Origin of the sequence: Sphingomonas arabinosi, from assembly GCF_036663715.1 — a bacterium.
Taxonomy (GTDB): Bacteria; Pseudomonadota; Alphaproteobacteria; order Sphingomonadales; family Sphingomonadaceae; genus Sphingomonas.
In genome coordinates, this window is sequence record NZ_JAXOJN010000008.1 from 1 (window position 1) to 19612 (window position 19612).

Sequence of the window (19612 nt, forward strand, 5' to 3'; positions counted from 1 at the left end):
TGTCCCTTCATCTTAACCTACAATGTCAAAGAGCCGACAAAAATACCGACACTCGCATAACCCCTCCCTAGGAAGAAGCTTGCAGCATCCAGTTTTTTGCGACCGCGGTAGAGGCCAGTGAGGCACTCCGCTGCGGTTCGACGTATCTAGGGGAGCGCTCTCGAGACGTCAATGGCTGAATTTGTCTAATTAGTGAAATTTCAAAGCGGCCGATGCCTCTGGCACGTTCAAGCGTCCAATACCTCTCTCCCCTTCCGTCTTACGGGTGCTTGTAACCATCCACCTCCGCTTCGGGACGACGTTCGATCTCCAGGTCCAACGACCGTGGTGATCGAACCTCGCGCCTGAACTACAGTTCACGCTGAATCGGATAGACGGCATACACCGCCTCACGACCGGGCAGGCGATCGGCGAGCCAGTCCAGCCGCGCGTCGCCGTCAGCCGCAAAGCTGGGCTCGGCTGCCACCTTAGCCTGGAATTGCGCATTCACCTTTGCGTCAGTTGCCAGCAGAGCGTCCGCCAAAGGTGCCATGACGAAATCCTCGGCCCCGGGCGGTGCAGACAGCATTTCCGGAAAGAAACCCCAGGCGAGGAACGAGTCCGGCGACTCGGGCTCGAACAATGCTGCCGCGAGAAGGCCCAAGGGCTGGTCCGAAGGCACACGGATCGTTCCGGCAGGTAGCGTCTGGGAGACCGCCTCATGCAGGAAGGACGCCTTGAGCGGCAACCGGCCGTCCTGGGCGCGCTGAACGGTCGCTTCGCGCAACCGGATCCGGTCTAGCACCAGCGTACGCGGCGTTTCGATCGTCTCGAACCGGATGCCGTGCAGCCGTAGCCGATCGAGTATCTCGACCTGTTCCTTCGGTACCCACCACGCCTTGGGCAGCGTCACCGTCTCGACCGGCTCCTGCCCGATGATCGGCATGCGCACCGTCACCCGCTGGCCCGTCCATCTCTGTTCCATTCGGCCGGTCGCCGGCGAACGATAGGTGTCGAACGCGACGCCCCTGAACTGCTCGATCCAGCCGATCGGTCGAGCCGCCGGTTTCCAGCGCGCCAGCATCATGGTGGGGCGGCTGGCGCGGTCGGTCGCCTTGGCCTCGGCGATCCGGTCCCGCTCCTGCGCCGCCAACCCCAGCGCCGCCTCCAGCAGGACATAAGTGCCGAGCACCCGTTGGCGATAGGGTTTCAGCATATGGTTCTCAACCAACACCGTTGGTACGCCGATGAAGTCGCCATAGCCGGTGGAATAGCGCGGCCCTTCCGGTGCTTGCCGGATACCCTTGGCAGGATCGCGCGTGTCGATCGGACTGGGATAGAGCGTTGGGATGTGCCCTGCCCGGGTCAGCGCACGGGTCACGTGCGGGCCGAAACGGTTCGTCAGCCAGTCGGCGGTTGCGCGGTGATAGGCGTAGCGTCCCCAGCCCGCATAGGTGAAGGTGACGTCATACTGCATGTCGAAACCGTCGCTGACATGACAGTCGACATAGAGGACCGGGTCGAGCCGGCGCAGCAGCGCGATCATCGCCCGCGTTTCGGGAGCGTCGGCCTTTGCATAGTCGCGGTTCAGATTGATGCCCCGCGCGTTGGCGACATAGCCCTTCTCCAACGGTCCGCGCAGCGCCGGGAAGTTCCAGCGGCTCATCCGCTCATGTCCGTCGATGTTGTAGATCGGTACGAACATGAGATCGATATGGTCGAGCAGCGTATCCTTGCCCCGCAACGCGATGTCGCGGAGTAGCATCAGGCCAGCATCCTTGCCGTCGATCTCACCGGCATGGATACCCGCCTGGATTAAGACCACGGGCTTTTTCGTGCCGCCCTTGCTGGCGCGAACCAGCAACAGGTCGCGGCCTTGCGCGGTCTGCCCGAACGTCTCGATCGTGATCAGCGGGGAAGCGGCATCCAGACGCTCGAGCCAGGCGCGTGTCTCGTCATAGCGCGGCGTGGTCACGAAATCGGCGCGTTCCGCGGGTGTGATCCACGAATCGTCCTTCGCCGCGATCAGCCGTTCGCTCGCCCCGGTCCAAGGCAATGCGGGCGGCAATACCGACTGAGGCAGTCCCGACTGGGCCGCTGCCAGGGACGAGGCGAGCACCATACCCAGGAATGGCATAATAAGGGTGATACGCATGACGGGCCTCGATTAGAAATGGGCGCGGAGGCCGACCGTGGCGGTGCGCGGCGTACCGGGCTGTACCCAGACCGGCGAATAGCTGTTCGCATACCAGTGTTTGTCGAACAGGTTGGTAACGGACCCGAACAGTTCGACGTCCTTCATGACGTCGATCTGGCCGAACGCGCGGACCAGCGTATGCGACGGCAGCGTGAAACCGGTGCCCGTCTCGCCGTTCCGTTTCCCCAGATACTGAACGCCCGCACCCAGCAGCGCCTTGAGTGCGCCGAGCGTGAAATGCTTCGTCGCCTGAATATTGAAATTATGGTCGGGAATGTTGATCAGCGGATCGCCCGGTTCGATCTGGAAAGAGAAATTTGGGTCCAATACGCGTGAGCGCGCCTCGGCATCGGTGTATGCGTAGCTCAGCAGCAGGTCGATTCCACCCGGCAGACTACCGTTAACGTCGAGTTCGACGCCGCGGCTGCGTGCCTTGCCGATCGCGATCGAGAAACCGGGGTTCAGCGTATCGGTAGCGAGTACGTTGGACTTTTGGAGCTGATACACGGCCAGCGTACCGGTCAGCCGACCGCCCAGCGCCGTCATCTTGACCCCGGCCTCGACCGACTTGCTGGTCTCGGGTTCGAACACGTTGCCGTTTGCATCGGCACCGATGTTGGCACGAAAGCCTTCGCCGTACGCAGCGTAGAGCGAAAGCGGCTTGCTCAGTTCATAGACTATGCCGGCCTGCGGGCTGAAGCGGCTGCGCTTGCGCCGTCCCAATACGCCCGTCAGGCGGTTGTCCACGCGCAGCAGGAAATCGTCGTAACGTCCGCCGACGCGGACCTGGAGCCGGTCGGTCAGGCTGATCTGGTCCTGCACATAGGCGCCAACGGTCCGCTGCACGTCGAGCCGGTCGGTGAGTGGCGCCGTGGCTGGAACCGGATACCGACCATAAACCGGGTTCCGGATATCCAGCACATAGCCCGCTTGTTCGGTCGTGGTGGGCGTCACCACCGGACCGCGATATCGCGTAAACATCTGGTCGGTATCGAAATGGTCGAAGTCCGCACCGCCCAGGACGCGGTGGCGCAGCGCACCCGTCGCGAACTCGCCTGAAATCTCGGCGCGAAGAACGCTGTGTTCCGAGGTGTAGCGCCGCGTTCTGCGCTGGCGCGACAACGATCGTCCATCGACGTAGAGCTTCTGGCGCGAGCGCACTGTTTCCGCATCGGACGAGGCGCCGGTCAGCAACGTGTCACGGTGACTGGCGCCGACGAGCAGGCTCCACCGATCGCTGAAATCATGCTGGAGCCGCAATTGATGTCCCGTGGCTCGGGCGACCGTATCGCCGTCGCTGGGCTCGCCGAGGAAGCGCGAACGCGGGACCGTGTCGAAGTTGCCGTCGAGCACGACGATTCCGCGGTCGAACGGCACCTCCACCCGGGTCCATTCGAAATCATAGGTCAGCCGCGTGGCATCCCCCAGCCCTACCCCGATCGACGGCAGGAAGCCCCATCGTTTCTGCTCTACCGTGTCGCGGAACGTGTCGCCGGACTCGGCATAGCCGATTAACCGCGCCGTCACGGTACCGGTCAGCGCCAGGTTCGCGTCGCCTTCCGCACGAACGGTATCGAAGCTGCGATACTGCAATGACGCCGTGCCGAAGCTACGGCCGAGTTCCGCCTGTTTGGTGACGAGATTGATCGACCCGCCCGGCTCGCCCCGCCCCAGCACCGCGGCGGCCGGCCCCTTGAGCACCTCGACCCGCTCGATCCCCGCCACGTCGCGCTGGCCGCTAAAGCCGCGCCCGGCGTTGAAGCCGTTGACCAGATAACCGCTCGGCAGATTCTCGTCTCCCGTGAACCCGCGCACGGCGAAGCTGTCCCACAGGCCGCCCAGCGTATTCTGCCGAACGACGGAGGCGTTGAGATCCAGCGCGTCGGTGAGCCGCAGGATGGCGTTCTCTTCGATGACCGCTTTGTCGATCGTCGCGATCGATTGAGGAATCTCCCCCAAGGTGAAGTTGCCGCGATAGGGTTGGCGGACTCCCGTGACGGTAATCTCTTCGCGTTCGACCCGCGTTTCGGGAAGCGATTGGGCGGTGGCGGGGCTGGACGGAAGTAGAATGGCAAGCGGGAGGGCGCCGGCCGTCGCGGCGGCGCGGATGGATGGACGCAATGGATATCCCCTTGGCAGTATGACGGCCCCGCTTCGGCGGGTCTCGATCGACGGCCTCTATGCTGTGATGATGTATCATCGTCAATGATATCTTGTTACATTTGTTGCGATGCGGCATGTGGCCCGCATGGCCATAGTCGAGGTACCGATGACAAAGACCGATCCGATCCTGATCGACGCGCTGACGCTCGCTTACGGCGAACACGTCGTACTGAACCGCCTGTCCCTGGCCGTCCCCGCAGGCAGCATCACCGCATTGCTGGGCGGGAACGGCGCGGGCAAGTCGACGACGCTATCCGCACTGCTCGGCTTCACCCGCGCCCAGTCGGGAACCATCAGGGTCTGCGGAATCGATCCCGCCACGAACCCGGACGAGACGCGTCGCCGGGTCGCGTACCTGCCCGAGAACGTCGCGCTCTACGAGCATCTCTCCGCCGTCGAGAACGCCGACTATCTGCTAGCGCTGTCCGGCCAGCGACAGACACCGGACGCGATCACCGAGGCCTTGTCCGCGGCCGGGTTGCAGGAACGCGCCTGGAACCAGCGGCTCGGCGGCTTTTCGAAAGGGATGCGACAGAAGGTGGCGATCGCGGTCGCGCTGCTGCGGGAAGTCCCGGTGCTGCTGCTCGACGAACCGACGTCCGGTCTCGATCCCCGTGCCACCGCGGACTTCAACGCGCTGCTGGTCGCGGTGCGCGCGCGCGGGACCGCGGTCCTGATGGTGACGCACGACCTGCTGTCCGCCGCCGACATCGCCGATCGCATCGCCTTCCTGGAGGCAGGCCGCGTCGCGCATGAAGTTATCGCGAGCGGACCCGAGCGGTTCGACGTGCGAGCACTTCACGCACGGTTCCAGACCGGCGGGGAACAGGTGGCGGCATGACGATCGCAAGCCTGATCGCGCGCGACGAATTGCGGATGATGGTCCGCAACCGCGTCGCGATGATCGCCCTCGTGCTGCTCGCGCTGCTGACGATCGTGGCGGTGGCGAGTTCATGGGCGCACCAGAGCCGCACCGCCGAACTGCGCGACCGACATGCCCATGCGGCCGAGCACGCCTTCGATGCCCAGCCCGACCGCCATCCCCACAGGATGGTGCATTACGGCACCTTCATCTTCCGGCCGCTGGGTCCGCTCGCGGCGTTCGATCCGGGTGTCGACGCGTTCACCGGAAGCAGCATGTTCCTGGAGGGACATCGTCAGAACACCGCCAATTTCGGCGACGTCCGGCAAGGTTCGCTGCTGGTCCGCTTCGGCCAACTGACGCCGGCCTTCGTCTTGCAGGCGGTGGCGCCGCTGCTGCTGATCTTCCTCGGGTACGGCGCGCTCGCCCGCGAAACCGAAAGCGGCACGTTGCGCCTGCTGGTGCTCCAGGGCGCGAGCCGCCGGCAGGTGGTGCGGGGCAAGGTGCTCGCATTGGGCGCGGTAGCGTTGATCGCGGGCGCACCGGCGATGATCGGCCTCCTGTTGATTGCGGGGCAACCGGGTGCACTGGCATGGCCGATGCTGGTAATCGCGCTCGGCTATGCCGCGTATCTCGCCTTATGGGCCGTTCTGATCGTGCTCGTGTCCGCATTGGTCCACCGCCGCCGCGACGCATTGCTGGCGTTGGTGGCGCTGTGGGCGGTCGCGCTGATCGTGTTGCCGCGGGTCGCCCCCGATCTGGCGAGCGCCGCCGTGCCGCTCGAAAACCGGCTGCAGACCGATGTCGCGATCGCGCGCGACCTGCGGAAGATGGGCGACAGCCATAATCCGGACGACCCCCACTTCGCGGCGTTCAAGCAATCGGTGCTCGATCGCTACGGCGTCGCGAAGGTCGAGGACCTGCCGGTGAACTACAAGGGCGTCGTCGCGGTCGAAGGCGAACGCATGACCGCATCGCTGTTCAATCGCTATGCCACCGACAGTTTCGTCGCGCAGGCGAGGCAGAACGGGATCGTAGAGACGATCGGCCTGCTCAGTCCGGCGATCGCACTGCGCTCGCTGTCGATGGCAGCGGCCGGGACCGATCTCGACGGCCACCGCCGGTTCCTCGAACAGGCGGAGGCGTATCGCTATGCGCTGGTGCAGCGACTGAACCGGATGCAGGCAGAGGCCGTCAGCTATGCCGACGATTCCGCCGTCGATGCCGGCGCCGATCGCCGCAAGCGGGTGTCGGGCAGCAACTGGCAGGCCATGCCCGACTTCCGGTTCACGGCCCCCAGCGGCGCAACGCTGGCACTGGCCGCCCTGCCCGGCCTGGCGATCCTGGCCGGCTGGTTGGTGGCCGCCCTCGTCCTGCTTGGGTTTGCCACCCGCCGATTGGGAGCACGCCGATGACCCTCTTCCTGCACGAACTTCGGCTGTTGACCCGCCAGCGCCTGACCGTGATCGCGCTGATACTCCTTGCGCTGCTGACCAGTACGGCACTCGTCGCGGGCATCGTCGAGGTGACGCGTCAGCGTGCCGCCATCGCCGCGATCCCGGCCGCGCAGGCCGAGGACATCGGCGCGATCGCCGACTATGTCGATCATACCAAGGACGCCGGAAGCGCCGCCTATTACAGCTTCCATCCGACATGGGACTCCCCCGCGCCGCTCGCCTTCGCCGCGCTCGGGATGCGCGACGTGTCGCCCTTCATCCTGCGGGTTCGTGCGCTGGGACTGGAGGCGCAGATCTATGACGGCGACACCTTCAATCCCGAGCTCGCGCTGCCCGGGCGGTTCGACTTCGCGTTCGTGCTGGTGTTCCTGGCGCCGCTGTTCGTGATCGCGCTGTTCCACGATCTCGTTTCGGGGGAGCGCGAAGCGGGCCGGCACCGGATGCTGGACGCGCTGCCGAGCGGCGGAAAGGCCTTGTGGCGTCGGCGGACATTGCTTCGCCTGCTGGTGCTGTGGGCGGTACTGGGCGTTCCGTTCACGATCGCAGCGACGATCGAAGGCGTGGCGATCGGTGCGATCGCGGTCGTGGTGGTCCTGACGCTCGGCTATCTGCTGTTCTGGGTCGGGCTCGCCACGCTGATCGGCCGGCTGCGGTGGAGTTCGGTAACGAACGCCGCGACGCTGGTGGCGACGTGGCTGGTGCTCGTGCTGATCGCGCCGACGCTGGCGAACGTCGCGATCAACGCCGCGATCCCCGTCGATCAGGGTGCGGAGATCGCACTGGCGCAGCGGGAGGCGGTGAACCATGCATGGGACATTCCCCGCGAGGATACGATGCGGCGCTTCTATGCGCGTCATCCCGAATGGGCGGATTCGGCTCCGCTGGGTCCTGCGTTCCATTACAAATGGTATCTCGCCTTCCATCAGAACGGCGACGAAAGCGTCCGTGATCGCGTGCACGCCTACCGGTCCGGGCTGGAATCGAGAGACGCGGCGGGCCGTGCGCTGGGCTGGGTCCTGCCCTCGGTCGGGGTGCAGGCGTTGCTGACCCGGCTTGCCCGGACCGACCTCACCGCGCAGTTCGTCTATCAGGACCGTATTCGCGCATTCCATCAGCGGCTGCGCACCTTCTATTACGGCTATCTCTTTCACGATCGTCCGTTCGGGAGGGCCGATTTCGACGCCGCACCCCGCTTTCAACAGGCCCCACGCGGCTGACGACGATCTACCGGCAGTTGTCGGGCAACTGCCGGTCGATAGTGGGCGCGAGTCAGAACGAAACCTGGACGCGCCCTATGATCCTGTCGCCGGCGTTGCGCCGATCGGCAAACCTGTCGACGGTGGCGGTACCGGTACGGGAAATGTCGGTCCCGACATAATCGACGCCGATCGTCAGGCGGTCGCGGCGATGTTCGAGGCCGAGCCGCCAGTTGGTGTAACTGCCGCCCGGACGAAGACGCTCCGCCCGGACGGGGTCGCTGACGCTGCCGGACGAATGGCCGAGTTCGGTGAGTATTGTGAACGGCGTACCGGGAATACCGGCATTGGCGTTCGCATAGACATGCACGTTGCTGCCGCCGATCGCGCGCTGCGACGGGGCACCGATCACGCCGACCGTGGCGTAAAGCGGACCATAGGCGTAACTTGCCGATACGCCGGCCTCGACATAGTTCATGCGTCCTTGCGCGCCCGCGAATGCGTGGCCGGTGGCGTCGGTGCGTATCCGCACCGCACCCAGATCCCAGCCGGTTCCCACCGACAGGTCGACGACCGCATCGGCGCCCCCATGTCGCACGCTGTTCCGAAGCGTCACCGCGCGCGCCGATGCATCGAGCCGGCCGTGCGATACCCGCAGATCGCCTCCCAGCGCGGCACGTCCCTCACTCCAGCTCAGCCCGCGGCGTTCCTCCTCGCGCATCACCTCCAAGGTTACCGACCCGGCATCCTGCGCAAACGCGGGCGTGATCAGGCCGCAGCTCACGGCGCCGAGCACGCCCGCCAATTGAACGCGGCGGATCATCCAGCGCGCTGCGGACTGTGGATCCGGTCGAGCTCGACGCGCAGCATCTGCTCGTCTTCCTGCGCCAGCATCAGCAGATGCTGCTGCATGTCCGCGGCCTTTGCGGCGACTTCCTTCTTGATGGCGCCATGGCTGGCGACGCACCAGCCAGGCCGGGTGCCCGAGACCACGGGTTCGCTGTCGATGCTGCGCACCAGCCTGGTACCCGACGCCGCGACCGCGTGGCGTGCGACCGACATGCTCGCCGCCCAGTCGCAGCGCAGCGACGACGCTCTTCCGCCGGGGGCGACCGCGCCCACCTGTTTGTGCGTGATGACGACGTCGCCGCGATATTTGACGGCGACCGGACCGCTGCGATGATCCACCTCGTTCTGGTGATCCACGGTCATGCCGAGGGCAGCACCGGTGGCGGCAAGCACCAGACCGGCGGTTAGAAAATAGGCCATATTCGTTCTCCTGTTGCCATTCCGATCCATTCTGATCGGTAAAGCTGATCCTTGCGGACGATGATTCTACAACGACGCTGCGGCGCGCCGGTTCAGTTCAATTGCAGCCGTAAGGCGCGGGCGCGCAGTCGATGCTTCACGTCAAGGCGCAGACGATTCAGCCGATACAGGCGCAAGCTATTGGGGATGCGCCGCTTTATCTCGGCGCGAATCTGCTCGTCCAGCCGCGCGTGCAACTGGGTCAGTTTGTAGGAAAATATAAGCAAAGCCGCTCTCCAACCAACGATTGAACGATCGGATCGGTCGCGATGACAGCAGGCAAACAGGCCAGGCCTAAGCATCGAGATAACCCGATGCGGTCCGACATCACGGTCGTCCTGAGACGACCGCCAGAGGGGCCCGGCCCGCTCCCCCAAACTAGGGTTTCGCCGGTCGACGTCAATATGGTTGCGATCAAATTTCGCGTGCGTTGACATTAGGTCGCGGGAGCCCGATGTTATTCGCATGTACGCTCCTGCGACACATAAGCGTTTTCGCGACCACGCCGGCCAACTCGCCGCACGGGATTAGCCCGAGCTCGCGGCCACGGCCGTTCGAGTTCGGGCATTATTCGATCTGACCTTTGGGACGCGTTCTGCGCGCCCATGATCTCGAGTAAGCGGAAACCGCATCGTGGCAAACCATAGCTTAAAATCCGACGCCCCGTCTTCGGACGACTCCGAACAGCAAGGCAAAACCCTACCGCCCCCTCCTTTCCTCAGGGCAAAGCCGAAGCATTTCTTCTCGAACGATTTCGAGCTGGATATAGTCGAGGACTATTCGAAGGCCGATGCCGAGATGGAGAGCAAGACCAGCCCGAAGTGGTTGAGTGTGTTGATGGAACTCAATCTTCTGTTGCTGATATTGGTAGTCGGGGTTCCGGTGCTCTTATATTGCATATGGAGCTCGGGCACCTAACCGGAAGGGCGGCAGTCTCGCCGACGTGATACCGATGGCGAGCTCTGGGGGTGGTTGCGCCCAGCCTGCCTGACGGTCATGGCCTACCGGGACCGCCGTCTTTTTTGCTAACTATTCTCATTAGCCTTGATCTGCCTGTCGCGAGCCGATAGGCGGTTGGGCGTGAACTCGTCCCAAACTTCCGTGTCGCCTGAGACCAACACCAAGCGCAAACGCAAGTGGCGGGGGTGGTGGCTGAAGCAATTGCACAGCTGGCACTGGATTAGTGCGGCGCTGTCGCTGACTGCGATGCTGTTGTTCGCGATCACTGGGATCACGCTCAACCATGCCGCGTCGATCGGTGCGAAACCGGTCGTCGTGGAGAAGAGCGGGACATTGCCGCAGCCGCTGCTCCACATGCTGAGCGCACCGCATAGTGCCGACGCGCCGCTTCCCGTTCCCGTCGCCAAGGCGGTCATGGCCGCGGTCGGGCTCGATCCCGCGGGCAAGCCGGTCGAATGGTCTGATAGCGACGCCTATGTCGCGCTGCCCCGGCCGGGCGGCGACGGTTGGGTGAGCATCGCGCGCGCGACCGGGGCGATCACCGCGGAAACGACCGATCGCGGCTGGATCTCGTATCTGAACGACCTGCACAAGGGGCGCAACGCGGGCGCCGCGTGGTTCTGGTTCATCGACGTCTTCGCGGGCGCGTGCATCCTGTTCACGCTGACCGGGCTGCTGTTGCTGCAGCTTCATGCGCGGCACCGGCCGTCGACCTGGCCGATCGTCGCCGCGGGGCTCGCGCTGCCCGTTCTGCTCGCCATCCTGTTCGTTCATTGAGGGGTTTCGCCATGCGTCCTACCGCGTTCCTGTTGCTCGGCGGGGCGATCACCGCGCCCGCCCTGGTGTCGCCGGCCGTAGCAGCGCCGCCCGGTGCGGTGACGATCACGATCCCGCGGCTCGACGTCGCCGAATATCATCGCCCCTATGTCGCGGTGTGGCTGGAGCCGGTCGGTGGCGGTACGCCGCGGACGCTGGCGGTGTGGTACGACCTGAAGAAGCGCGGCAACGATCCCGGCACCAAGTGGCTGGCCGACCTGCGCGCGTGGTGGCGCAAGGGCGGCCGCAGCCTGACGATGCCGGCCAACGGCGTCAGCGGCGCGACGCGGACGCCGGGCCAGTACACCATCCCCCTGCCCGCCGACCTCAAGCCCGGCCAATATGTCCTCAACGTCGAGGCTGCACGCGAGACCGGCGGGCGCGAACTCGTCTCCATACCGCTTGCCGCCGGGGGCCGTGCCTCGGGCAAGACCGAACTCGGCGCCGTCGCCATTTCCGCTCGCTAAGGATCGCATCATGAAGCCTTTAGTTGCACGCCTGATGGCCGCCGCCGCGCTGTTGTCGATCCCTGCCGCGCTGTCGGCGCACCGCATGTGGATGCTGCCGTCCGCCACCGTGTTCTCGGGCACCGACGGCTGGGTGACGGTCGACGCGGCGGTCTCGAACGACCTGTTCTTCTTCGATCACCAGCCGCTCCGCCTCGACGTCATGAAGGTGTGGCAGCCCGACGGCAGCGAAGGAGCGCTCCAGAACGGCGCGACCGGGCGTTATCGCTCAGTGTTCGACGTGAAGCTCGACAAGCCCGGCACGTGGAAGATCGGCACGCAGATGTCCGCGGTCATGGGCAGCTTCAAGGTCGATGGTGTCGAGAAGCGCCTAGGCGGTCGTCGCGGTCCGCCCCAGCCGAACGCCCCCGCCCCGCTGACGGTCGCCGACATTCCCGCCAACGCAACCGACGTGAAGGTCACCGAGGTGTCGGGCCGCAACGAGATCTTCGTGACAGCAGGGGCACCGACCACGACGGTGTTCAAGACGACCGGCAAGGGCCTAGAGTTCGCACCGATCACCCACCCCGACGAACTGGTCGCGGGCGAGACCGCGAAGTTCCGCTTCCTGGTCGACGGCAAGCCCGCCGCCGGCCTGAAAGTCACGGTGATCCCGGGCGGCAAGCGCTATCGCAACGACGAGGGTGCGCGCGAGCTGACGACGGGTGCGGACGGCGTACTAAGCGTCGATTGGCCGGCCGCGGGGATGTACTGGCTGAACGCCGCGCTGACCGACGCGAAGGCGACCACCCCGCGCGCGACGGAGCGGCGGATGAGCTACGTCACGACGCTCGAAGTGCTGACGCCGTGAGATACGACACTTGAGGATCGCGTTGCCGCCCGCGATCGATGCCGCGGCGTTCGCAGCGCGCGATCCGGCGGCGGCGGTGTTCGATCTTCGGGGCGAAACGATGGGGACAACGTGGCGCGCGAGCTTCGCCGCCCCCGTCGGAACCGATCCGTCGCCCGTCCGCACCGTCATCGTGGGGCGGCTCGCGGGCCTTGTCGCGGAAATGAGCCACTGGGCACCGGACTCGCTGCTCTCGCGCTTCAACCGGTCGGCGAGCGGAACCTGGACCACGCTCCCGCCGGACTTCGCGCATGTCATGGCGCGCGGTCTCGCGATCGCACGGACGACGCGGGGCGCGTTCGATCCGGCGATCGGGAGGTTGGTCGATGCGTGGGGGTTTGGGCCGATCGCCGTGGCCTCACCGCCCGATGCGTCGGATATCCAAGCCGCGCGCGCCAAATCGGGCTGGTCTCGGCTGACGTTCGCCCCCGTCGGCGCGCATCTTCGCCAGCCCGGCGGCGTCGCACTCGACCTGTCGGGGATCGCCAAGGGCCATGCGGTCGACGCGGTCGCGGACCTGTTGCGCGATGCCGGTATCGCCAATGCGCTGGTCGAGATCGGCGGCGAGTTCGTCGGACGCGGGATCAGGCCGGACGGCGACCCCTGGTGGGTCGACCTCGAAAGCCCACCCGGCCTGGCGCTACCGCCGCTCCGCATCGCGCTGCATGGCCTGGCGGTCGCGACGTCGGGCGATTATCGCCGCGGCGCGCATACGCTCGACCCGCGCACCGGTTGGCCGATCGAAACGCAGGTCGTCTCCGCCAGCGTGGTCCAGCAGAGTGCGCTGGACGCCGACGCCTGGGCGACTGCGCTTACCGTGCTGGGGCCGGTAGAGGGCTTGGCGCTGGCTCGGGACCACCGAATCGCTGCACGGATCGTCACGCTGATCGACGGGGACGCGCGCGAATATCTCTCCCCCGCACTCACGGCGATGCTGGTCGACTAGAACGGCGCTACCCGATCGCCACGTCACGCGTTACCCCGAGCTATGGACGACGCGCTTCCCCTGACCCCGGCGATACCCGCCGCGACGCTCGTGATCTTTCGCGATACGGACGGCGGCCCGCCGGAACTGCTGATGGTCGAGCGCGCCAAGGCGATGGCGTTCGCGGGCGGGGCTCTCGTGTTTCCCGGCGGTCGGGTCGATCCGGGCGATCATGCGCTGGCGGCGTTGCTCGGTTCATCCGACGACGAAACAGCGGCGCGCATCGCCGCAATCCGCGAGACGATCGAGGAGGCGGGCCTTCCCATCGGCCTGTCGCCAATGCCTTCGCCCCCCGCATTCGAGCGTCTGCGCGCTGCGCTTCACGCCGGTTCGGCGTTCGGAGAAGCGCTGGCCGCAGCCGATACGCACCTCAACCTCGACGCGTTGGAGTATTTCGCACGCTGGCGTCCGGCGCACGCGCACGCGCGGATTTTCGACACGCGGTTCTATCTCGCGCAACTGCCAGCGGACGCGCCCGCAGCCCGGGTCGATGCTACCGAGAACGTCCGACTGTTCTGGGCGACGGCGGCACAGGTGCTGGCGGAGGCGGATGCGGGCCGCGCGACGATCATCTTTCCGACACGGCGCAACCTCGAGCGGTTGGCAAGGTTCGCCGATTTCGATGCGGCGGTCGCGGACGCGCGCGCGCATCCGGTGCGGACCGTGACGCCGTGGAGTGAAACGCGCGGCGGGATCGAGCATCTCTGCATCCCCGACGATCTCGGCTATCCGGTCACGTCGGAGCCGATGTCAGACGCGGTACGCGGCTGATGCGGGCGGTGCGGCTGACCCTCGGCTGGCTGGTGGGACTGGCGATCGTCGCGACGATCGCGCTGATGCTCTGGTCGATGGCGCGCGGACGACCGCAGGATTTGCCCTGGACGCCGCTCGATCTCGGCCAGCCTATCGGCATGTTCACGGGACGCAAACTCACCGCGCTGACCGAGGATTTCCCGCAATGCCGCGCGCTGCTCGACCGCGCTGGCGTCCGCTACACGGTGTTGCCGCCACGCAAAGGCGAGGGGCAATGCGGCTATGCCGACGGCGTGCGGCTGACCGGTGGCGCGCGGAAGATCACCTTTGCGCCTGCCGGGCTGGGCATCGCCTGCCCCGTCGCAGCGGCACTGTCGATGTGGGAATGGAACGTGGTCCAGCCCGCCGCGGTCAAGCATTTCGGCGCGCGTGTTGCGAGTATCGATCATTTCGGCAGCTATAGTTGCCGGCGGATCTACGGGCGGGACGCAGGAAACTGGAGCGAACACTCCACCGCCGACGCGGTCGATATCGCCGGCTTCCGCCTGACCGACGGTACGCGCATTACGGTGGTTCGTGATTGGAAGGGTGGCGACGCCAAAGCGGCGTTCCTCCGCGAGGTGCGTGACGGCGCGTGCACGGTGTTCGCGACGACCTTGTCTCCCGATTATAATGCGGCACACGCCGATCACCTGCATCTGGATCAGGCGAACCGTGGGTCGATGGGGTGGCGGGCTTGCCGTTGATTGGGGTGTCTGCGTAATCGAGTATCCGCTCGCCACCCTTACGCTACCACCCCGGCGAAGGCCGGGGCCAATTGGTGAGGTTGCGGTAACGACGCGCTACCCCCGTCATAAGCCTTCCCCAGTTGGGCCCCGGCCTTCGCCGGGGTGGTGAGGATAGGCTGTTTCGACTCCCAAAACTTATGCCCGAGGAGTGGACGTTCGCCCCTCCTTGCGGACGAGGGTTAGCTAAAGCCCGGACTCAGCTCGCCAGCGTCGTCCCCGAATCCACCTTCTCCACCCAATACGGGAAGAACGCCGGCTGGCGGTTCGACCAGCCCGACGCGGTCGCCGCAGCTTCGCTGATCGACTGGAGCAGTTTCCGCCGCAGTTCGGGGTGTAGATGCGGGAGTGCCGCCGCCGCGCAGAACGCCGACGGTAGCCACGGGCGGACTTCCGCCCCGAGCAACCGTTCGTACAGGAAGCGCAGAGCCGAGAAACTCGTCAGGCGCCCCTGGCCCAGGTCGAACGCCACCAACGTCATAAGGGGCGCGAGGAACGGCTCGATCGCGCTCAGCCCGCTGTCGTCCGGCACCATCGCGCGCAGATCGGGGAGGTTGTTATAGAGCCGCGCCTGCGCCCGGATGCTCGCCGCCTCGACCACGTCGCGGGACCAGCGCTGCATCGCGTCCTCGCGGTCGAGGCCGACGTCGAGCGACCGGCGGATGTACCGCTGCGTCGAACTCGGAAAAGCCGCGAATTCCTTCATTTCGGCGAGGGTCATCGATCCCTGTGCCGGTTTCATTCTGGAAGCCATGTCGTCACCCCGCTCTCGTCAAGGACCGGCAGACTAGGCGCTCGGATGGTTACAACGACCCGTTGCGCGTCATCTTTCCGTAACACCAAGCGACCATGAAAGCTGTTGCGCTGCAACAAGGCTGCGACGAACCGAACGAAACTAAGCGATTTGATCGTCTTGCGAGGCGTTTGGGCAACAAAAAAGCGCCGGTTGTTGCCGACCGACGCTCATTCGTTAAGCAGAGGCGAGAATTACGCCTGCTTTTCGCGCAGCGCGCGCTCGGCGTCCTCGTCGTAACCGGACGACTTCGCCGGCTCACGATTTGAACCCGGCTGCGTCGCGGAAAGCGGATCGCTGCCGTCCATCGACTCGTCGAGCCCGTTGTCGAGACGCGCGTCCGCGCTGTCGGGGTTCTTCTGCAGGCGCTTGGCGATCGACTTGTCCTGCCCCGCTTCCTGTCGCGGATCGCGACCCGAGCTCTTGCCCTCCGCATCCTTGTCGTCGGGCGCCACCGAAAGGCTATCCAGCGCGCTCTTGTCTATGTCGGTCATTGCGACGTCCCTATTTAATCTTGGCGAAGACCAACGGTCGAAGGGGCGGAGCGTTCCCCTGTTTGACCCTGCCTGGATGGGGGGAAGAGGGTTCGGGAACCATATCGATCGACGTGACGCTCACCATCCGCTCTTTTCCTGCCCCCCTCCCTGGAAGGGAGGGGTTGGGGGTGGGTCGGCCGGCTTTAGCCACGACCGTGCGAGCACGCGGAACCCGACCCACCCCCTGCCCCTCCCTTCCAGGGAGGGGAGCAGGCCTCAATCCAGCGGTGTGACCTTCACCGTTTGCTCCCACAGATACGCCTGCCCAAACACCGTCATGAACGCGATGTCTGTCGCGTCACGCGCGACGCAGACGCGACCGATGTCTCCGCATGTCGCCACCTCGGTCGCGTCGATCAGCGCGACAAACGTCGAAGGGGCGGAGCGTCCCCCTGTCTGCCCCCCTCCCTGGAAGGGAGGGGTCGGGGGTGGGTCGGCCGGTTTTAGCCGCGACCGTGCGAGCATGCGGAACCCGAAGCATCCCCTGCCCCCCCTTCCAGGGAGAAGAGCAGCGCCTCAATCCAACGGCGTGACCTTCACCGTCTGCTCCCAGAGATACGCCTGCCCAAACACCGTCATGAACGCGATATCCGTCGCATCGCGGCCCACACACACCCGCGCGATGTCGCTGCATGTCGCCATCTTCGTCGCGTCGATCAGCCGCCAGTCTCCCGCCAGCCACAGCTCCGCAACCGCATGGAAGTCGGGGGGATCGACGCCGGGAGCATACGCCGACACGCACCGCGCGGGGATGCCGCCTGCGCGCGCCAGCGACACCAGCAGATGCGAATAATCGCGGCACACCCCGGACCTGGAGGCGAACGTATCGAGTGCGGTCGTCTCGCCGCTGCTCGATCCGCAGCGATAGTCGAGCGACTGGTACACCCACTCGGTCAGCGCCGCCGCCAAAGGTCCGCCTTCCAACCCGCCGAACTCGCGCGCAACGAAGCCTTCGAAGCGGTCGGACGGGCAATAGCGGCTCGGCATGAGATACGGCGTCAGCTCCCCGTCGAGCATCCGCGGCGGCGTCGCCGGATAGAGTTCGAGCTGCACCCGCTCGCGCTTTACCGCGACGATCGCCTTATACTCGGCGGTGAAGCGGCCGTGCCCGCGCGACCAGCAGCGCTGGCCGATCCCGTCCTCGCCGCGCACCGCCCGGATCGGACTGTCGGACCACAAAGTGAGGGACTCGGACTCGATCTTCTGGTCGGCCATCGCCGCCGCTTCGATCTGGAGGAGCACGTCGGCGTCCCCCGTGATCCCGTAATCCAGACGCACGTCGATCGAGAGCCGCATTGCGCGTCCCATTCCTGTTCAATGACCAAAAGAAAAGGGCCCGGCGGTGTCCCGCCGAGCCCTGCGTTCGTCACACCCTTAGCGGGAGTTAGTTGCGGCTGCTACCAAACAGACGCAGCACGAACATGAACATGTTGATGAAGTCGAGGTACAGGCTCAGGGCCGACATGATGACGACCTTGCCGACCAGGTCCGTACCGGCGACCTGCGCGTACAGGCTCTTGGTCCGCTGCGTATCGTAGGCGGTGAGGCCAGCGAACAGCAGCACGCCGATGCCGCTGATGACCAGCTGCATCACGCCCGACTGCAGGAACATGTTGATCAGGCTCGCGACCAGCAGGCCGACGACGCCGATGATCAGGAACGTCCCGAACGCCGACAGGTCGCGCTTCGTGGTATAGCCATACAGGCTCAGCGCCGCGAAACCGGCAGCAGTGGCGAAGAACGCGCCGGCGATCGACGTGCCGCTATAGACCAAGAAGATCGTCGACATCGACAGACCCATCAGGACCGCGAAGCCCCAGAAGAGCAACTGCATCGTACCCGTCGACATCTTGTTCTGGCCAAAGCTCATGCCGAACACGATCGCGAGCGGTGAGAACATGATGACGTACTTCAGCGGGCCGCCGTTCATGAACACCTGCGCGGCGGGCGACGTGTTGCCACCCATCGCGAACAGCATCGCGACGATGCCGGTGAGCAGGACTGCCGAGCCCATGTAGTTGTAGACGGACAGCATGTACGACCGGAGGCCAGCGTCATAGGCCTCGGTACGCTGGCCCGTGGCCGTCGTTCCGAACGGCGCGGCACGGGGCCGGGGGTCAGACCAATTAGCCATTGTGAAATCAGCTCCTTTGTCCGGCATAATGCCGGTTACGGTGAATATCGTCTTTTACAGGACGTTTTTCAAGCAGAGTGGTTGCATCGGCGCCGCGGTTCGCGGTTACCTGCCGCGAATCATGATACGCCTTTTCGTCGCCCTTCGCCCGCCGCCGGCCATCCGTCAGAACTTGCTCGACATAATGGAGGGCGTGCCGTCCGCGCGCTGGCAGGACGATGACGACCTCCACGTGACGCTGAGGTTCGTTGGCGAGGTCGAACGGCCCGTCGCCGAGGATATCGCGGTCGCGCTGAGCCAGGTCGTCGCCCCTACACCAAGCGTGTCGCTGAGCGAAGTCGGGAAGTTCGAGAAGCGCGGGCGGACCGATACCCTGTGGGCCGGCGTGACGCCGCACGACGCGCTCGCCGCGCTCCACCGCAAGGTCGACCAGGCGTGCATTCGTGCCGGCCTTCCGCCCGAACATCGCGCGTATCTGCCGCATATCACGGTCGCACGGCTGGCGCGGTCGGCGGGCGTCGGGTTCGCGATCGACGAATGGCTGGCGACGCATGCCGCGCTGTCGAGCGCGCCCTTCCCGCTGCCCCATCTCGTGCTGTACCAGAGCCACCTCGGCCGCGACGGCGCGACCTACGAACCGGTCGCGCGCTGGGCGCTCGATACCGGGGACGGAACCTGAGCGACGGCGGAGGGTTCGCAAAAGAGATCAACAGGGAGAGACACTATGCGGATTGCGACACTGGCACTGCTCGGCGCGGCGACGATCGGGCTGACCGCCTGCGACAAGACTGGAATGGAGACCGGCGCACCCGTCGCAGGCGGCCAGCGTGCGACGGCAATGCTCCAGACCGCGACCGGCACCGAAGTCGGCCGCGCGACGGCGACCGAAGTCGCGGGCGGCCTCCGCTTCACGCTAGACGCGAAGGCGATGCCCCCCGGCACGCATGGCGCGCACATCCACATGGTCGGCCGCTGCGACGCGCCCGACTTCACGACCGCGGGCGGCCACTGGAACCCGACCGGGATGAAGCATGGCAGCATGAACCCGCAGGGGCCGCATGAAGGCGACCTGCCCAATCTGATCATCGGCACGGATGGTCGCGGCACGATCGGCATCACGATCCCCGGCGCGACGATGGCGGGCCTGATGGATGCGGACGGCTCGGCCTTCGTGGTGCATGCGGGTCCGGACGATCTCATGACCGACCCGGCCGGCAACAGCGGCGGGCGGATCGCCTGCGGGGTGTTCCAGGCTGGGTAACACCCCTCCCGTTCGTGCTGAGTAGCGACCAAGTAGCTTCGGAGAAGCGTATCGAGGGCGCGTATCGAAGC

Annotated in this window: 22 protein-coding genes; 13 read left to right on the forward strand and 9 right to left on the reverse strand. The window is 65.7% G+C overall.

From position 1 onward, the window contains the following. Positions 1-349: 349 nt before the first annotated feature. Both U1708_RS13805 and U1708_RS13810 read right to left on the reverse strand, forming a co-directional pair. Positions 350-2134, reverse strand: coding sequence for a M14 family metallopeptidase (locus U1708_RS13805; RefSeq protein WP_443030052.1), 1785 nt, complete (start codon positions 2132-2134; stop codon positions 350-352). Positions 2135-2146: 12 nt separating this feature from the next. Continuing rightward, the gene (locus U1708_RS13810) at positions 2147-4297 is read right to left on the reverse strand and encodes a TonB-dependent siderophore receptor (protein WP_332746428.1); all 2151 of its coding nucleotides are present in this window, start codon (positions 4295-4297) and stop codon (positions 2147-2149) included. A 127-nt stretch (positions 4298-4424) separates the two neighbouring features. On the opposite strand from U1708_RS13810, the gene U1708_RS13815 reads away from it, so the two are divergent. Genes U1708_RS13815 through U1708_RS13825 form a run of 3 tightly spaced genes read left to right on the forward strand, consistent with a single transcriptional unit; the run spans position 4425 to position 7875 of the window. Beyond that, positions 4425-5180 (forward strand): ABC transporter ATP-binding protein, encoded by a 756-nt coding sequence (locus U1708_RS13815; protein WP_332746429.1) that lies wholly within the window; start codon positions 4425-4427, stop codon positions 5178-5180. Beyond that, positions 5177-6616 (forward strand): ABC transporter permease, encoded by a 1440-nt coding sequence (locus U1708_RS13820; RefSeq protein WP_332746430.1) that lies wholly within the window; start codon positions 5177-5179, stop codon positions 6614-6616. Before U1708_RS13815 ends, U1708_RS13820 begins: the two co-directional genes overlap by 4 nt. Next, positions 6613-7875, forward strand: a complete 1263-nt coding sequence (locus tag U1708_RS13825; protein ID WP_332746431.1) for a DUF3526 domain-containing protein — start codon at positions 6613-6615, stop codon at positions 7873-7875. The genes U1708_RS13820 and U1708_RS13825 overlap by 4 nt, the downstream gene beginning before the upstream one ends. A gap of 52 nt (positions 7876-7927) precedes the next feature. Here the strand turns inward: U1708_RS13825 and U1708_RS13830 are convergent, their stop codons facing one another. Beyond that, a complete protein-coding gene (locus tag U1708_RS13830; protein WP_332746432.1) occupies positions 7928-8677 on the reverse strand; it encodes a TorF family putative porin in 750 nt (249 codons plus the stop codon). Beyond that, complete coding sequence (locus U1708_RS13835; protein ID WP_332746433.1) at positions 8674-9123, reverse strand: hypothetical protein; 450 nt, start codon at positions 9121-9123, stop codon at positions 8674-8676. The genes U1708_RS13830 and U1708_RS13835 overlap by 4 nt, the downstream gene beginning before the upstream one ends. Before the next feature lie 131 nt (positions 9124-9254). Here U1708_RS13835 and U1708_RS13840 point away from each other — a divergent pair, with 131 nt between their 5' ends. From U1708_RS13840 to U1708_RS13875, 8 genes are all read left to right on the forward strand, one after another. Beyond that, complete coding sequence (locus U1708_RS13840) at positions 9255-9413, forward strand: hypothetical protein (protein ID WP_332746434.1); 159 nt, start codon at positions 9255-9257, stop codon at positions 9411-9413. Between the two features lie 382 nt (positions 9414-9795). After that, the gene (locus tag U1708_RS13845; RefSeq protein WP_332746435.1) at positions 9796-10080 is read left to right on the forward strand and encodes a hypothetical protein; all 285 of its coding nucleotides are present in this window, start codon (positions 9796-9798) and stop codon (positions 10078-10080) included. A gap of 162 nt (positions 10081-10242) precedes the next feature. After that, positions 10243-10899: a PepSY-associated TM helix domain-containing protein gene (locus U1708_RS13850; RefSeq protein ID WP_332746436.1), complete on the forward strand. Its 657-nt coding sequence runs from the start codon at positions 10243-10245 to the stop codon at positions 10897-10899. Positions 10900-10910: 11 nt separating this feature from the next. Beyond that, positions 10911-11405, forward strand: a complete 495-nt coding sequence (locus tag U1708_RS13855) for a DUF2271 domain-containing protein (RefSeq protein ID WP_332746437.1) — start codon at positions 10911-10913, stop codon at positions 11403-11405. Between the two features lie 10 nt (positions 11406-11415). Continuing rightward, positions 11416-12255, forward strand: a complete 840-nt coding sequence (locus U1708_RS13860; RefSeq protein WP_332746438.1) for a DUF4198 domain-containing protein — start codon at positions 11416-11418, stop codon at positions 12253-12255. Positions 12256-12265: 10 nt separating this feature from the next. Then, positions 12266-13240, forward strand: coding sequence for an FAD:protein FMN transferase (locus tag U1708_RS13865; protein WP_332746439.1), 975 nt, complete (start codon positions 12266-12268; stop codon positions 13238-13240). Between the two features lie 42 nt (positions 13241-13282). Further along, positions 13283-14050 carry an NUDIX hydrolase gene (locus tag U1708_RS13870; RefSeq protein WP_332746440.1) on the forward strand — a complete coding sequence of 256 codons (768 nt, stop codon included), beginning with the start codon at positions 13283-13285 and terminating at the stop codon, positions 14048-14050. After that, entirely contained in the window at positions 14050-14778 is a 729-nt protein-coding gene (locus U1708_RS13875) for an extensin-like domain-containing protein (RefSeq protein WP_332746441.1), read from the forward strand. The genes U1708_RS13870 and U1708_RS13875 overlap by 1 nt, the downstream gene beginning before the upstream one ends. Positions 14779-15016: 238 nt before the next feature. Here U1708_RS13875 and U1708_RS13880 read toward each other — a convergent pair whose 3' ends face one another. From U1708_RS13880 to U1708_RS13900, 5 genes are all read right to left on the reverse strand, one after another. Next, on the reverse strand, positions 15017-15571 hold the full coding sequence (locus U1708_RS13880; protein ID WP_307083739.1) for a hypothetical protein: 555 nt from the start codon (positions 15569-15571) through the stop codon (positions 15017-15019). A 233-nt stretch (positions 15572-15804) separates the two neighbouring features. Next, positions 15805-16104, reverse strand: a complete 300-nt coding sequence (locus tag U1708_RS13885; protein WP_307083737.1) for a hypothetical protein — start codon at positions 16102-16104, stop codon at positions 15805-15807. Between the two features lie 258 nt (positions 16105-16362). Beyond that, the gene (locus U1708_RS13890) at positions 16363-16488 is read right to left on the reverse strand and encodes a hypothetical protein (protein WP_332746442.1); all 126 of its coding nucleotides are present in this window, start codon (positions 16486-16488) and stop codon (positions 16363-16365) included. Between the two features lie 174 nt (positions 16489-16662). After that, entirely contained in the window at positions 16663-17442 is a 780-nt protein-coding gene (locus U1708_RS13895; protein ID WP_307083733.1) for a transglutaminase-like domain-containing protein, read from the reverse strand. Between the two features lie 88 nt (positions 17443-17530). Beyond that, complete coding sequence (locus U1708_RS13900) at positions 17531-18280, reverse strand: Bax inhibitor-1/YccA family protein (RefSeq protein WP_332746443.1); 750 nt, start codon at positions 18278-18280, stop codon at positions 17531-17533. Between the two features lie 121 nt (positions 18281-18401). Between U1708_RS13900 and thpR the strand changes: the two genes are divergently transcribed. Together thpR and U1708_RS13910 are read left to right on the forward strand one after the other, a co-directional pair. Then, positions 18402-18959 (forward strand): RNA 2',3'-cyclic phosphodiesterase, encoded by a 558-nt coding sequence (gene thpR / locus U1708_RS13905; protein WP_332746444.1) that lies wholly within the window; start codon positions 18402-18404, stop codon positions 18957-18959. A gap of 45 nt (positions 18960-19004) precedes the next feature. After that, entirely contained in the window at positions 19005-19541 is a 537-nt protein-coding gene (locus tag U1708_RS13910; RefSeq protein ID WP_332746445.1) for a superoxide dismutase family protein, read from the forward strand. Positions 19542-19612: the final 71 nt, after the last annotated feature.

Bases quoted from the DNA above. Each gene is read 5' to 3' on its own strand.
- U1708_RS13870 (WP_332746440.1), top strand. From the start codon at position 13,283: ATGGACGACGCGCTTCCCCTGACCCCGGCGATACCCGCCGCGACGCTC.
- U1708_RS13910 (WP_332746445.1), top strand. From the start codon at position 19,005: ATGCGGATTGCGACACTGGCACTGCTCGGCGCGGCGACGATCGGGCTG.
- U1708_RS13825 (WP_332746431.1), top strand. From the start codon at position 6,613: ATGACCCTCTTCCTGCACGAACTTCGGCTGTTGACCCGCCAGCGCCTG.
- U1708_RS13885 (WP_307083737.1), bottom strand. From the start codon at position 16,104: ATGACCGACATAGACAAGAGCGCGCTGGATAGCCTTTCGGTGGCGCCC.
- U1708_RS13815 (WP_332746429.1), top strand. From the start codon at position 4,425: ATGGCCATAGTCGAGGTACCGATGACAAAGACCGATCCGATCCTGATC.
- U1708_RS13860 (WP_332746438.1), top strand. From the start codon at position 11,416: ATGAAGCCTTTAGTTGCACGCCTGATGGCCGCCGCCGCGCTGTTGTCG.
- U1708_RS13840 (WP_332746434.1), top strand. From the start codon at position 9,255: ATGCTTCACGTCAAGGCGCAGACGATTCAGCCGATACAGGCGCAAGCT.
- U1708_RS13900 (WP_332746443.1), bottom strand. From the start codon at position 18,280: ATGGCTAATTGGTCTGACCCCCGGCCCCGTGCCGCGCCGTTCGGAACG.
- U1708_RS13820 (WP_332746430.1), top strand. From the start codon at position 5,177: ATGACGATCGCAAGCCTGATCGCGCGCGACGAATTGCGGATGATGGTC.
- U1708_RS13880 (WP_307083739.1), bottom strand. From the start codon at position 15,571: ATGGCTTCCAGAATGAAACCGGCACAGGGATCGATGACCCTCGCCGAA.
- U1708_RS13855 (WP_332746437.1), top strand. From the start codon at position 10,911: ATGCGTCCTACCGCGTTCCTGTTGCTCGGCGGGGCGATCACCGCGCCC.
- thpR (WP_332746444.1), top strand. From the start codon at position 18,402: ATGATACGCCTTTTCGTCGCCCTTCGCCCGCCGCCGGCCATCCGTCAG.
- U1708_RS13895 (WP_307083733.1), bottom strand. From the start codon at position 17,442: ATGCGGCTCTCGATCGACGTGCGTCTGGATTACGGGATCACGGGGGAC.
- U1708_RS13875 (WP_332746441.1), top strand. From the start codon at position 14,050: ATGCGGGCGGTGCGGCTGACCCTCGGCTGGCTGGTGGGACTGGCGATC.
- U1708_RS13805 (WP_443030052.1), bottom strand. From the start codon at position 2,134: ATGCGTATCACCCTTATTATGCCATTCCTGGGTATGGTGCTCGCCTCG.
- U1708_RS13835 (WP_332746433.1), bottom strand. From the start codon at position 9,123: ATGGCCTATTTTCTAACCGCCGGTCTGGTGCTTGCCGCCACCGGTGCT.
- U1708_RS13830 (WP_332746432.1), bottom strand. From the start codon at position 8,677: ATGATCCGCCGCGTTCAATTGGCGGGCGTGCTCGGCGCCGTGAGCTGC.